The following is a 13264-nucleotide window of genomic DNA, read 5'->3' as shown; positions in this document are numbered from 1 at the left end:
CGTGAGTACGGTCGCTATCGCTGCTGGTTATCAGCGGAATAGACAAAATTTGCACACGACGAGACGGAGGAACCGTGGCCCTTCCCCAGTTGACTGATGAGCAGCGCGCTGCTGCTTTGGAGAAGGCAGCTGCTGCCCGCAAGGCCAGGGCTGAGCTCAAGGAGCGCCTGAAGCGTGGCGGCACCGACCTCAAGCAGGTCCTCAAGGACGCCGAAGACAACGAAATCTTGGGCAAGATGAAGGTTTCGGCACTGCTCGAGGCGCTGCCCAAGGTGGGCAAGGTCAAGGCTCAGGAGATCATGACCGAGCTGGAGATTGCACCGACCCGTCGCCTTCGTGGCCTCGGTGATCGGCAGCGCAAGGCTCTGCTCACCAAGTTTGACTTCGAGGCCTGAGCCGACAAGTGATGATTGCTGACGCGGCAGTGTCTGATGATTGCTGACGCAACAGTGTCAGAGAGCAAGACCGCAGTGCGGAGGGGTCGGCTGGTTGTACTGGCCGGCCCTTCGGCTGTCGGTAAGTCCAGCGTCGTTCGCGAGCTGAGAACTCGGTTGCCTGAACTCGTTTTCAGCGTTTCGGCGACCACTCGCGATCCCCGTCCCGGTGAAGTGGACGGCAAGGACTACCGATTCACCTCCCGTGAAGAATTTCAACGGATGATCGACTCCGGTGAACTTCTCGAATGGGCGGAAATCCACGGCGGTCTACAGCGCTCCGGCACCCCCGCAGCTCCGATCGAAGAAGCGCTCGAAGCTGGAAAGCCCGTACTCGTCGAGGTCGATCTCGCCGGAGCACGAGCTGTCCGCCAGGCGATGCCCGAAGCTCTGTTGGTGTTCATGGCTCCACCGAGCTGGGACGTTCTGGTGCAACGGCTGACCGGACGGGGAACCGAAACGGAAGACGTCGTGGCACGCCGACTCGAGACGGCCCGAGTGGAATTGGCCGCACAGGACGAGTTCGACACGGTCATCGTGAACGAGGATGTAAGCCGTGCTTGCGATGAGTTGGTATCCTTGTTGGTTGGGAACTGATTCCGCACCCTTCGGGAACCGATTTCCGCCCCGTTTCTCAGATATCCGGATCGATAAAACTAGTTCTTCAATGAAGATCTAATTCAGGAGACACAAGAGTGAGCAGCACTTCAGCCGCGTCCGCAGCAGGTCAGGGCGCTCTGCCTGCCTACGACACCCCGCTCGGCATCACCAACCCGCCGATCGACGAGTTGCTCGAACGCACCTCTTCCAAGTACGCCCTGGTCATCTACTCGGCCAAGCGTGCGCGCCAGATCAACGACTACTACAACCAGCTCGGTGACGGCATCCTCGAGTACGTCGGACCTCTGGTCGAGCCCGGTCTGCAGGAAAAGCCGCTGTCCATCGCGTTGCGTGAAATCCACGCTGATCTCCTCGAGCACACCGAAGGCGAGTGAGCACCACGTCTGCCGCACCCGAACCTCGTTCGGGTGTCGGGGGAGTGTCCGACGCGCCCACATCGATACGTAAGCGCATTGTCGTCGGTGTCGGTGGGGGTATCGCCGCGTACAAAGCGTGCTCGATCATCCGCAGCTTCACCGAGAGCGGTCATCACGTCCGCGTGATTCCGACCGAATCCGCTCTGGAGTTCGTCGGCCGCGCCACGTTCGAAGCACTCTCCGGCAACCCGGTTCACACCGGCGTCTTCAACGACGTCCCGCAGGTTCCGCATGTCCGCCTCGGACAGGAAGCCGATCTCGTTGTCATCGCGCCGGCAACCGCTGATCTGATGGCGCGAGCTGTCATGGGTCGCGCAGACGACCTGTTGACAGCCACCTTGTTGACCGCACGCTGTCCGGTCGTCTTCGCCCCCGCAATGCACACCGAGATGTGGGAGCACCCCGCAACGGTGTCCAACGTGGCGACACTGCGCTCGCGCGGCGTCCACGTGATCGAACCTGCCTCCGGGCGTTTGACCGGAAAAGACACCGGAGCCGGTCGACTTCCCGAACCCGACGAGATCGTCGGGTTGGCATCGTTGCTCCTCGAGCGCTCGGACGCGTTGCCGCGCGACCTGGAAGGTCGCCGCATTCTGGTCACCGCCGGCGGTACTCGCGAGCCGCTCGATCCGGTGCGCTTTCTCGGTAATCGCAGCTCCGGCAAACAGGGCTACGCGCTCGCCCGTCTGGCCGCACAACGCGGCGCTCACGTCACGCTGATCGCCGGTTACACGGCCGATCTTGCCGACCCCGCCGCTGTCGACGTCGTGCACATCAAGACGGCCGAAGATCTCCGGTTGGCAGTGGAGAAGCACGCACCGGGACACGACGGAGTCGTCATGGCTGCAGCTGTCGCGGACTTCCGCCCCACCACCGTCGAAGGCAGCAAGATCAAGAAGGGCGCAAACGAACCCGACTCGATCAGCCTCACCAGAAATGCCGACATCCTCGCCGGTCTCGTCGAAGCGCGTCGTGACGGCGATCTGGACGCTCGAACGGTGATCGTCGGATTCGCCGCAGAGACCGGTGACGCCCATGGTGACGTTCTCAGTTACGCCCGCTCCAAGCTTGCCCGCAAAGGTTGCGACCTCCTCGTGGTCAATGCGGTCGGCGAGGGCAAGGCGTTCGAGGTCGATCACAACGACGGTTGGCTGCTCGGTTCCGACGGCTCGGAGTCCGCGCTCGAGCACGGATCCAAGGCTTTGATGGCCAGTCGAGTACTCGACGCCCTGGTCAAGCTCTTCCCCGAGTAGCGACACGCGCCCGGTGGTGAGAGTTACCCCACGATAATCGGGTGAGCACAAGGGTGTTGCGCAGGCGGTCCAACCGTTATCGTCGGCTCAGCCCCCAGCTAACAAAGCATGACAAAACGGTCACCGAACGGTGATTCGGATACTTCAATAAGCTGTAGTCAAGAACTCAGTCGTCGAGAGGGAGATCTGTGAGCAAGTCCGGCAGTCGGCTATTCACCAGCGAGTCCGTCACCGAGGGGCACCCGGACAAGATCTGTGACGCGATCAGCGACTCGATCCTCGACGCGCTGCTCACCCAGGACCCGCGCGCCCGCGTGGCCGTCGAAACTCTGGTCACCACCGGCCAGGTTCACGTAGCCGGCGAGGTCACGACCACTGCGTACGCAGACATTCCGAAGATCGTGCGCGACACGGTCCTCGAGATCGGCTACGACAGCTCGGCAAAGGGCTTCGACGGTAACTCCTGTGGCGTCAACGTCGCGATCGGCGCGCAGTCGCCCGAGATCGCGCAGGGTGTCGATCACTCGCACGAGGCTCGCGTCGACGGAATCAGCGACGACGAGATCGACCGTCAGGGTGCGGGCGACCAGGGCCTGATGTTCGGCTACGCCACCACCGACACGCCGGAACTGATGCCGCTGCCCATCGCGTTGGCTCATCGTCTCTCTCGCCGGTTGACCGAGGTCCGTAAGTCCGGCGTGCTGCCGTACCTGCGCCCGGACGGCAAGACCCAGGTCACCATCGAGTACGACGGTGACAAGGCTGTCCGTCTCGACACCGTGGTCATCTCCACCCAGCATGCCGCTGACATCGACCTCGACAACCTGTTGACGCCCGATCTTCGCGAGAAGGTGCTTCACTCGGTGCTGACCGACGTGAACCTCACCGATCTCGACACCTCCGATGTTCGTCTGCTGGTGAACCCGACGGGCAAGTTCGTCCTCGGTGGCCCGATGGGTGACGCCGGTTTGACCGGCCGCAAGATCATCGTCGACACCTACGGCGGAATGGCTCGCCACGGCGGCGGCGCGTTCTCCGGCAAGGACCCGTCAAAGGTCGACCGAAGCGCTGCCTACGCCATGCGTTGGGTGGCCAAGAACGCTGTTGCCGCAGGTCTGGCCGACCGCATCGAGGTTCAGGTCGCCTACGCCATCGGCAAGGCAGCTCCGGTCGGACTCTTCGTCGAAACCTTCGGCACCGAGAAGACCGATCCGGCACGGATCCAGAAGGCGATCACCGAGATCTTCGACCTGCGTCCGGGAGCGATCATCCGCGACCTCGACCTGCTGCGTCCGATCTACGCGCAGACGGCGGCATACGGTCACTTCGGTCGCACCGACATCGACCTCCCGTGGGAGAGCACCGATCGTGCCGACAAGCTGCGTAGCGCAGCTGGTCTCTGATCACTGACGTACAGACGGGGCGCGGGTGGGCGCGGAAAGAGTAGCGGCAGAAGTCGATCCGGTCGCCCGGGTGCTGCCGATGCTCCCGCTCGCTCACCTCGACCGTGAATTCGACTACCTCGTTCCTCGTGAACTCGAAGCGGATGCGCAGCCCGGAGTCCGGGTGCGCATCCGCTTCGCTGGTCGTCTGGTGGACGGTTTCATCGTCTCGCGCGAGGCCACCAGTGACCATCAGGGGAAGTTCGGCTGGCTCGAACGCGTCATCTCGTCCGAGCGGGTCCTGACGGCCGAAATCGCGCAAGTCGTCGATCGCGTGGCGGAGCGTTATGCCGGAACCCGCGCCGATGTTCTCCGTTTGGCGGTACCGCCGCGCCACGCGAAGGTCGAGGCGGAACCGTGGGAGCCCGCCGAGCCGCCGTCCGCTCCTGAACCGATCGAAAATGGTTGGCATCTCTACAGATTCGGTGACGCCTTTCTGTCCGCGATTCGCGAGTCGAAAAGCCCGCGTGCGGTCTGGCAGGCGTTGCCTGGTGAAAACTGGCCACTGCGCCTGGCCGAACTGGCCGGGGCTGTAGCGGCAAGTGGTAAATCCGCGATCCTGGTTGTGCCCGATCAACGCGACCTGGACCGCGTCGTCGCCGCATGTACCGAACTCTCCGGAGCGGATGCAGTGGTGGGTCTGTCCGCAGGCCTGGGGCCTGCCATGCGATACCGAAGGTGGCTCGCTGCACTGCACGGGACCGCCCGGATCGTCGTCGGCACGCGCAGTGCAGTTTTTGCGCCGACGCCCGAGACCGGTCTTGTCGTCGTCTGGGACGACGGCGACGACAACTTGTCCGAGCCGCGGTCGCCGTATCCACATGCCCGCGAAGTTGCCGTCCTGCGTGGCTACGTCGCCGAGTGCGCCGTCGTGATCGGTGGGTTCTCCCGTACGGCAGAAGCGCAGGTACTCGTCGACTCGGGATGGGCGCACGATCTGGTCGCTACGCGGGACGTCGTTCGTGCTCACGCACCCAAGATCACCGCGCTCGCCGACAGCGATCAAGCCTTGGCCCGCGATCCGGGAGCCAGAGCGGCTCGTTTGCCCGCTATTGCATTCGCGGCCGCTCGGCGCGCTCTGGGTGAGGGCAACGGAGTCCTGGTGCAGGTGCCTCGGCGCGGGTACGTACCGACCCTGGCCTGCGGAAAGTGCCGTGCCCCGGCACGGTGCCGTCGGTGCAACGGCCCACTGGCTCTTCCCGCTGCGGCAGGTCCCGACGGCGCCGGGACACCGGCGTGCCGCTGGTGCGGGGTTGCCGATGCCGCCTACCGATGTCACGCGTGCGGGGCGAAAGCGTTGCGCGCGGTGGTGGTCGGTGCCGGCCGGACCGCCGAAGAACTCGGGCGGGCGTTTCCCGGTGTGAAAGTTGTTCTGTCCGGGGGCGGTGATGTGGTCAAGGAACTGCCACACGGGCCCGCGTTGGTGGTCTCGACAGTGGGTGCGGAGCCGGTGATGACCGGCGGCTACGGCGCCGCGCTCTTGCTCGACGGTTGGGCACTGCTCGGCCGGCCAGATCTTCGCGCCGCCGAGGAAACACTCAGACGCTGGATGTCGGCTGCTGCCATGGTGATTCCGCTGTCCGAAGGTGGTGAAGTTGTGGTTGTCGCAGACTCGGGTATCCCGACGGTGCAGGCGTTGGTCCGATGGGATCCGGTGGGGCACGCACAGTCTCAATTCGAGGAACGGGACGAGGTCGGCTTTCCTCCGGCCGTTCACATGGCTGCGATCGACGGTGGATCCGCAGCAATTGCGGAGTTGGTGGACTCAGCTGATCTGCCGGCAAGTGCTGTACTACTCGGGCCAGTGGAATTGCCTGCGGGGGAGAGGCTTCCGTATTCCGGTGAGGACGAGAGCGGTGTCGCGCCGGAGCGAATGCTGGTCCGCGTTCCACGCAAGGACGGTCGCGGCCTTGCGGACGCTCTGGCACATGCGAGGGCCGCGCGCAGTGCGCGGAAGTCATCGGGTCCGGTCCGCATTCAGATCGACCCACGCCGCATCGGCTGATTTTCGAGTTCTCCAAGGCCTGGTTGTGTGCAGCAAAAATCTTGCGCAACCCGATATGGCGATATATCGTCGAACTATCAACGATAGTGATGGAGGTTCGACGATGGATGCAAGTTTCCCGAACGAGGGGATGTTCGGCCGACGCGGTTTCTTCGGCGGTTTCGGCCGTGAGCAACGGCCACCATTTGTGATGTGGGTGCCGACGGACGACGGCGCGCCGGGCGATGGTCCCGGCGATCGAGACGGTGGACGACGCGGTCGACCGCACGAGCGGCCGGGCTTCGGTGACATGCCACGCAGAGGCCATCGGCGGGGGCGTTTCGGTCCAGACGGCGGACCCGGCCCCGGCTTCGGTCCGGGCGCTCAGTTCGGTCGCGGGCGAGGACGTGGCGGACGAGGTCGTCGTGGAGATGTGCGCGCTGCGATTCTGTTGTTGATCGCGGAAGAGCCGATGCACGGCTACGAATTGATTCAGCAGATCGTCGAGCGCAGCGGCGGCGTCTGGAAGCCGAGTCCGGGTTCCATTTATCCCGCGCTGTCCCAACTCGAGGACGAGGGACTGGTCATCATCGAAAAGGTCGCCGGCCGAAAGACCGCCAAGCTGACCGAGGAAGGCGTCGCATACGTCGAGGAGCATCGCGCCGATCTCGGGGCACCGTGGGATGACGTTCGTCTCAGCGTAGGGGATCCGGAGCAGGACCTTCGTGAACTGATCGGCCAGCTGATGGGCGCGGCCGGCCAAGTGGCTGCTGTAGGCACACCAGCGCAGGTCAAGGCCGCAGCCGACGTGCTTGTCGAGGCGCGCAAGTCGCTCTACCGAGTGCTTGCCGGTGATGACGCCGATGAAGGCGGCAATTGAGACGTCGGATACCTACTGTTCGGTAGGGTATGCGCCCCGAAGTTTCTGGTGTTACGGTCAGCTCCCTCGTAGGATCAGAGCAGGAGCAGGAACAATGGCTGGCGTCAAACGGTCTGTGGGACTGACATTTTCGGTAGCAGTGGCGCTGCTGATCGGAGCACCGCCGGCGATATCGGCTGCCGCACCGACGCTCCCGTCTGCGAGTGCCGACGCGATGGACGTTCCTCTCGACATCGGTCCGGGTCAGGCGACTCGTTCCGTTGCCACGGCATATGCGCATGCTCATCCAGGATCCGCACCTGCCGGGTCGAACGATTTCGCCTGTGAGCCTTCCGCCACGCATCCCCGACCAGTTGTACTCGCCCACGGAACCGACACCGAGGCGTACGCGGATTGGGCGGCCCTGTCGCCGGCACTGGCAGCTGACGGCTATTGCGTCTTCGCCCTCAATTACGGCGGTGCGATCAAAGAAGAAGACGGGGACGTCGCACACGAGACTTACGGCGTCGGTGACATAGTCGGTAGTGCCACCGCGTTCGGTTCTTTCGTCGATCAGGTGCTGACCGCGACCGGAGCGGACAAGGTCGACGTGATCGGCTACTCCCAAGGCGCGACGGTGACGCGGTACTACGTCAACAAAATGGGCGGCGACGCCTACGTCGATCATTGGGTCGGCTTGGCTTCGCCGACCTACGGAGGGGTGATGTTCGGGTTGGTTCCCATCGTCCGTGCAATCCCCGGCGGAGAAGACTTTGTCGAAGATGTCTTTTCGCGAGCTGTCCGCGAGCAGATGCAGGGGTCGGATACGTTGAACTCCCTCAACGACGGCGGCGACACCGTACCCGGAGTGCGCTACACGACTATCGGGTCCACTGTCGACGAGATGATCCAGCCGTCCTCGAACATCGCGCTCCGCGACGCCGGTGCCGAAAACATCGTCCTCCAGGATCTGTGCCCGTCGAACCTGACCGGCCACTTCCGCATGCCGTACGACCCCTACGTGATCGACGTCATCCGGACGGTCCTCGACCCCGATGCCGAGCGGCACGCTTCGTGCAGCGCAGTGCCGCTCGGCACGGATATTCCGCAAGTGGTCATCGATGCAAATTCGTGAGCTGCCAACTCGTGAGCTGCCAACTCGTGAGCACCGAGATCACGTGGGTCGGGATGTTTACTCGGCGAGCTTGGCAGTGGCCTGCGCCCACAGGAAGAACTTGTTCGTTCCGAGGTCGCGGACGGTCTTGATGTTGAACGCTGCCTTCAAATGTTCTGCGTCCGAATCGCTTACGCCGTTGAGTGCCGCGACCGGGGCGTCCGCCAATTCTTCGACGGACTTTCCTGCGTAGGCCTTGTCGAACTTACTGTCGATGCCTGCCATCTAAGTTCCTCCGTGTGATCGGTGTATCCCGTATCAGCCTCCGCCGAGTGGCGACGACAGAGACAGTCAATACCGAGGACCGGTGAATCTGCAGGGTTCTGATCAAAGAAATTGCTGAGAAAGTGGTTCGGTGTGGCGCGAGGTAGGTCGTAGCTCCCGCAGTCCTTAGACTGACAGTTCCACCCACCGACACATCCGGGAGCATTTTCGTGAGTTGCAGTCCACCGCGTTCGACAGGCCGATCGGCTGATCAGAGTCCGAAGAGCCCAACGAAACGGGAGAGCTGACATGCGCGTCGTGTTCGCCGGAACGCCCGAACCCGCGGTTCCTTCGCTGCGGCGTCTCATCGAGTCCGCCAACCACGAAGTGGTTGCCGTCGTCACGCGTCCGGACGCTGTGGCGGGCCGCGGTCGCAAAGTCACCCGCTCGCCGATCGGTCTGCTTGCCGACGAGCACGGCATCCCGGTCCTGACACCGGTCAAGGCGTCCGATCCCGACTTCGCAGCCGAACTCGCCCGCCTGGAACCGGACTGCGCACCCGTCGTCGCCTACGGAAACCTGTTGCCGCAGAACGTCCTCGACATTCCGAAATACGGTTGGGTCAATCTGCATTTCTCGCTGCTTCCGGCGTGGCGCGGCGCCGCGCCGGTGCAGGCTGCGATCAGTGCCGGTGACGAGGTGACGGGCGCCAGTGCGTTCCGTTTGGAAGCCGGCATGGATACCGGCCCCGTGTACGGAGTGATGACCGAGCGGATTCGCGACACCGATACGGCAGGCGACCTGCTCGGGCGTCTGGCGGAAAACGGCGCCGCCCTGCTCGAATCGGTACTCGACGGCCTGGAGGCCGGAGAGATCAACGCGGTTCCGCAGTCTGACGACGGCGTCTCGTACGCCCCCAAGGTGACGGTGGACGCGGCCCGCGTGCGGTGGGAATTGCCCGCTCGCACGGTGGACCGGCACATCCGAGCCGTCACACCCGCACCCGGGGCCTGGACGATGATCGGTGATCTTCGAGTCAAGGTCGGCCCGGTCACCGTTACGGACGAGACCCTGGCAGTCGGTGAGATCTCGGTACGCAAGGATGGTCTGTACATCGGTACCGCGACCACCGCGGTACGACTCGGGCAGATTCAGCCCCCGGGCAAGAAATTGATGTCGGCAGGGGACTGGGCACGCGGTGCCCGACTCGACGCGGAGGTACGAGCACAGTGACCGAATCACGACGACCGGCACGGCGGACACAGGGTCCCGGAGCCAAGAATGCAACCGGTGGCAAGAACACCAAGCCGAAGCAGGCCAAGCGGCCGGATCCGGCAACCGCCGGGCTCGATCAGCCGCGCCTGGCTGCGCGCGACGTCCTGCGCGCGGTCCGTGAACGTGACGCATACGCGAACCTGGTTCTGCCCGGGCTCCTGCGCGACCGCAAACTCGACGCACGCGATGCGGCGCTGGCAACCGAACTCGCGTACGGCGCGGCACGTGCTCAGGGCCTCCTGGATGCGGTGATCGCGCATGCGGCGGGTCGGCCGATCGAAGAGATCGACGGAACCCTGCTCGATGTACTCCGACTCGGCTCGTACCAACTACTGCGTACTCGTGTCGCACCGCACGCTGCTGTTGCCACCTCGGTCGACCTCGTTCGCGCCGAAAACGGCCAGGGCCGAGCAGGATTCGTCAACGCGGTCCTGCGCCGTGTTTCCGAACGCACCCAGGACGAGTGGGTCGAGCTGCTAGCGCCGAAGGACCCGGTCGGCCGACTCGCCTTCGAGCACGCGCATCCCCTGTGGATCGCGCAGGTATTTGCCGACTCGCTCGGCGCCGCAGCCGGAGAGCTCGAAGACGTCCTGATCGCCGACGACGCCCGCCCCGCCGTGCACCTCGTCGCCCGCCCCGGTGAGATCTCCGCCGAGGAGCTCGCACTGGTGACCGGCGGCGAGATCGGGCCGTACTCGCCGTACGCCGTGCATCTCGACGGCGGTGACCCCGGACAACTCGAGGCGGTCCGCCAAGGCCTGGCAGGAGTGCAGGACGAGGGCAGTCAGCTGGTTGCCCGCGCCCTCAGCATTGCTCCTCTCGAAGGTGAAGACTCCGGACGCTGGCTCGACCTCTGTGCAGGTCCAGGAGGAAAAGCGGCGCTTCTCGGTGCTCTTGCCGGCATCGAAGGTGGTCGACTCGACGCCGTCGAGCCGGTCGAACACCGTGCCGAGTTGATTCGCAAGACCACTCGCGAGCTTCCCGTGGACGTACACGTGGCGGACGGCCGCGTATCCGGGCTCGAACCCGGATACGACCGCATCCTCGTCGACGCTCCCTGCACCGGGTTGGGTGCGCTGCGTCGGCGCCCGGAGGCACGTTGGCGTCGCCAGCCGTCCGATGTGGCTCCGCTCGTGAAGTTGCAGCGTGAATTGCTTGCTGCCGCAATCGAACTGGTTCGCCCCGGCGGAGTGGTGCTGTACTCCACGTGCTCGCCGCACTTGTCGGAAACGCTGGCAGTGGTCGCCGATGCGGTGCGGCGTCATGGCGTCGTGGAACTCGACACCAAGGAATTGGTGCCAGGTGTCCCGGACGTCGGCGACGGATCGTCGGTTCAGTTGTGGCCGCATCGACACGGCACGGACGCTATGTTCATGGCCGCTTTGCGCAAGCCGCTGGCCTGATCGGATGACTTCTGGGCATCGGTAGTCGTATGGTGCCTACATGGTTACGTGGGAACAGGTTGTAGTGCTGGGTTCGGCTCTCCCCTCCGTGGAAGAGTCGACCTCGTACAACACCCCGGCACTCAAGGTGGCAGGTAAAACTTTTGCGCGGCTCCGCACCGAAGCGGAGGGCGCTTTGGTCGTGATGTGCGGTCTGGACGAGAAGGAGGCGCTACTCGCCAGTGGCGAGGCGGCTTTCTTCACCACAGATCACTATCACGGGCACGGATCGATCCTCGTGCACCTCGAACTGATCGACGAGGTGCAGTTGGGCGAGATGCTCGAAGATGCGTGGCGGATCAAGGCGCCCGCCAAGGTGCGAAAGCTCCGCACCGTCGTCAAGAACTGATCGGATTTCAGCGGCTCCGATGTGCATGCACGGTCGGCGATGAGTCACAGCTAAACTCGGCGGCGTGGCTTCCCCGATGATTGCACCGTCCATTTTGTCCGCAGATTTTGCTCGACTCGCCGATGAAGCGACTGCCGTGTCCGGCTCCGACTGGCTTCACGTCGACGTGATGGACGCGCATTTTGTTCCCAATCTCACGCTGGGTCTGCCGGTGGTCGAGAGTCTGCTGAAGGCGACGGACATTCCTCTCGACTGCCATCTCATGATCGAGAATCCGGAGCGCTGGGCGCCGCCGTACGCCGAGGCCGGTGCGTACAACGTCACGTTCCACGCCGAGGCCACCGACGACCCGCGTTCGGTTGCCCGCGATATTCGTGCAGCTGGTGCCAAGGCGGGGCTGAGCATCAAGCCTGGAACCCCGATCGACGACTACCTGGAAATCCTCAAGGACTTCGACACCCTCTTGATCATGAGCGTCGAACCCGGATTCGGTGGTCAGTCCTTCATGCCTCAGGTGCTCGACAAGGCACGCGCAGTTCGCAAGCTCGTCGACTCGGGTGAGCTGACGCTCCTCGTCGAAATCGACGGCGGCATCAACGCTTCCACGATCGAGCAGGCCGCTGAAGCAGGGATCGACTGCTTCGTCGCCGGTTCGGCGGTGTACGGAGCGAGTGATCCCGGTGAGGCGGTGCGCAAGCTGCGCGCGCAGGCCGCCTCGGCGTCGCCGCACCTGACGCTGTCGGTCTGAGCCGCTCGATGGCAAAGGGTGGACAGGCGTCGACGGCTGATCTTGACGCCGCGATGCAGATTGCGCTGGCCGCAGCCGATTCTGCGCGCGGATTCACCAGCCCCAACCCGCCGGTCGGCGCTGTCATCCTCGCCGCCGACGGCACCATCGCGGGCGTCGGTATGACACAACCGCCCGGTGGACCGCACGCGGAGGTCGTGGCTCTCGACGAGGCAGGCGATGCGGCACGTGGTGGAACGGCCGTGGTGACACTGGAACCGTGCAATCACCAGGGGCGAACCGGCCCTTGCTCGCAGGCATTGATCGACGCCGGGGTCTCGGCGGTCGTCTACGCAGTCGGTGATCCCAATCCCGAGGCTTCCGGCGGCGCAGCGACGCTCATGCGCGCTGGAATCAGCGTCACGGCCGGACTGAGAGCACCCGAGGTGGAAGCTGGTCCACTGCGAGCCTGGCTGCACAAACAGCGCACCGGTCGCCCGCACATCACGTGGAAGTACGCGGCCAGTCTGGACGGACGCAGCGCTGCCGAGGACGGAACGAGTCAGTGGATCACCGGTCCGCAGGCGAGGGCGCGCGTGCATGCTCAGCGGGCGCAGATCGATGCGATCGTGGTCGGCACCGGCACCGTGTTCGCCGATGATCCGTGGCTGACGGCGCGTCAGCCCACCGGTGAACTCGCGGCGCATCAGCCCGTACGCGTCGTCGTCGGAAAGCGTGAAATACCTTCGACGGCAAGCGTTCTCGATGACACCGCACCGACTTTGGTGCTCAACACCGACAACATCGACGAAGTAGTCGAGGCGTTGGGGGAGTACACAGACGTACTTCTCGAGGGTGGGCCCCGTCTGGCCGGAGCATTCCTCGCCGCCGGATATGTCGACGTCATCGAGGCGTACATCGCTCCGATACTGCTCGGCGCGGGCGCTTCCGCGCTCGTCGATGCCGGAGTGCACACCATCACCGACGCCCACCGATTCCGTTTGGAGTCCGCGGTAACGATCGGCCCCGATATTTTGTTGAGTCTGGTTCCGGAGAGTTCTGCTCCGGGGAACGAGGAGTAGGG

Annotated in this window: 14 protein-coding genes; 13 read left to right on the top strand and 1 reads right to left on the bottom strand. The window is 64.3% G+C overall.

All coding sequences use genetic code 11. The annotated features are described in order from the left end of the window. The first annotated feature begins 74 nt into the window (after window positions 1-74). The 8 genes from mihF to B0E55_RS21375 all read left to right on the top strand — a co-directional run bounded on the left by mihF (window position 75) and on the right by B0E55_RS21375 (window position 8144). On the top strand, window positions 75-395 hold the full coding sequence (mihF, locus tag B0E55_RS21415) for an integration host factor, actinobacterial type (protein WP_003944825.1): 321 nt from the start codon (window positions 75-77) through the stop codon (window positions 393-395). Window positions 396-431: 36 nt separating this feature from the next. Next, window positions 432-1031 carry a guanylate kinase gene (gene gmk, locus B0E55_RS21410; RefSeq protein ID WP_029255329.1) on the top strand — a complete coding sequence of 200 codons (600 nt, stop codon included), beginning with the start codon at window positions 432-434 and terminating at the stop codon, window positions 1029-1031. A 98-nt stretch (window positions 1032-1129) separates the two neighbouring features. Next, window positions 1130-1429 (top strand): DNA-directed RNA polymerase subunit omega, encoded by a 300-nt coding sequence (gene rpoZ, locus B0E55_RS21405; RefSeq protein ID WP_003944996.1) that lies wholly within the window; start codon window positions 1130-1132, stop codon window positions 1427-1429. Next, window positions 1426-2724 carry a bifunctional phosphopantothenoylcysteine decarboxylase/phosphopantothenate--cysteine ligase CoaBC gene (gene coaBC / locus B0E55_RS21400; RefSeq protein ID WP_020969581.1) on the top strand — a complete coding sequence of 433 codons (1299 nt, stop codon included), beginning with the start codon at window positions 1426-1428 and terminating at the stop codon, window positions 2722-2724. The genes rpoZ and coaBC overlap by 4 nt, the downstream gene beginning before the upstream one ends. Window positions 2725-2912: 188 nt before the next feature. Continuing rightward, the gene (metK, locus tag B0E55_RS21395) at window positions 2913-4127 is read left to right on the top strand and encodes a methionine adenosyltransferase (RefSeq protein ID WP_003944827.1); all 1215 of its coding nucleotides are present in this window, start codon (window positions 2913-2915) and stop codon (window positions 4125-4127) included. 25 nt (window positions 4128-4152) lie between these two features. Continuing rightward, window positions 4153-6171, top strand: a complete 2019-nt coding sequence (locus B0E55_RS21390) for a primosomal protein N' (RefSeq protein ID WP_080910417.1) — start codon at window positions 4153-4155, stop codon at window positions 6169-6171. Between the two features lie 190 nt (window positions 6172-6361). Continuing rightward, window positions 6362-7030, top strand: a complete 669-nt coding sequence (locus B0E55_RS32230; RefSeq protein WP_443216815.1) for a PadR family transcriptional regulator — start codon at window positions 6362-6364, stop codon at window positions 7028-7030. Window positions 7031-7124: 94 nt separating this feature from the next. Then, window positions 7125-8144 (top strand): esterase/lipase family protein, encoded by a 1020-nt coding sequence (locus B0E55_RS21375; RefSeq protein WP_060938545.1) that lies wholly within the window; start codon window positions 7125-7127, stop codon window positions 8142-8144. Between the two features lie 57 nt (window positions 8145-8201). Here B0E55_RS21375 and B0E55_RS21370 read toward each other — a convergent pair whose 3' ends face one another. Then, window positions 8202-8408: a hypothetical protein gene (locus B0E55_RS21370; RefSeq protein ID WP_003944900.1), complete on the bottom strand. Its 207-nt coding sequence runs from the start codon at window positions 8406-8408 to the stop codon at window positions 8202-8204. 288 nt (window positions 8409-8696) lie between these two features. Here B0E55_RS21370 and fmt point away from each other — a divergent pair, with 288 nt between their 5' ends. The 5 genes from fmt (at window position 8697) to ribD (ending at window position 13262) form a co-directional block, all read left to right on the top strand. Continuing rightward, complete coding sequence (gene fmt, locus B0E55_RS21365; RefSeq protein ID WP_070386058.1) at window positions 8697-9620, top strand: methionyl-tRNA formyltransferase; 924 nt, start codon at window positions 8697-8699, stop codon at window positions 9618-9620. Next, the gene (locus tag B0E55_RS21360) at window positions 9617-11065 is read left to right on the top strand and encodes an RsmB/NOP family class I SAM-dependent RNA methyltransferase (RefSeq protein ID WP_080910415.1); all 1449 of its coding nucleotides are present in this window, start codon (window positions 9617-9619) and stop codon (window positions 11063-11065) included. Before fmt ends, B0E55_RS21360 begins: the two co-directional genes overlap by 4 nt. Before the next feature lie 40 nt (window positions 11066-11105). Further along, window positions 11106-11453 carry an MmcQ/YjbR family DNA-binding protein gene (locus B0E55_RS21355; RefSeq protein ID WP_019748383.1) on the top strand — a complete coding sequence of 116 codons (348 nt, stop codon included), beginning with the start codon at window positions 11106-11108 and terminating at the stop codon, window positions 11451-11453. 64 nt (window positions 11454-11517) lie between these two features. After that, window positions 11518-12201, top strand: a complete 684-nt coding sequence (gene rpe, locus B0E55_RS21350; RefSeq protein ID WP_019748384.1) for a ribulose-phosphate 3-epimerase — start codon at window positions 11518-11520, stop codon at window positions 12199-12201. An 8-nt stretch (window positions 12202-12209) separates the two neighbouring features. Next, window positions 12210-13262, top strand: a complete 1053-nt coding sequence (gene ribD, locus B0E55_RS21345) for a bifunctional diaminohydroxyphosphoribosylaminopyrimidine deaminase/5-amino-6-(5-phosphoribosylamino)uracil reductase RibD (protein WP_019748385.1) — start codon at window positions 12210-12212, stop codon at window positions 13260-13262. Window positions 13263-13264: the final 2 nt, after the last annotated feature.

This window comes from Rhodococcus sp. 66b, from assembly GCF_002076325.1.
Classification (GTDB): domain Bacteria; phylum Actinomycetota; class Actinomycetes; order Mycobacteriales; family Mycobacteriaceae; genus Rhodococcus_F; species Rhodococcus_F erythropolis.
Note: the sequence above shows the minus strand (reverse complement) of the source record. Positions and strands in the feature narration are given on the sequence as shown.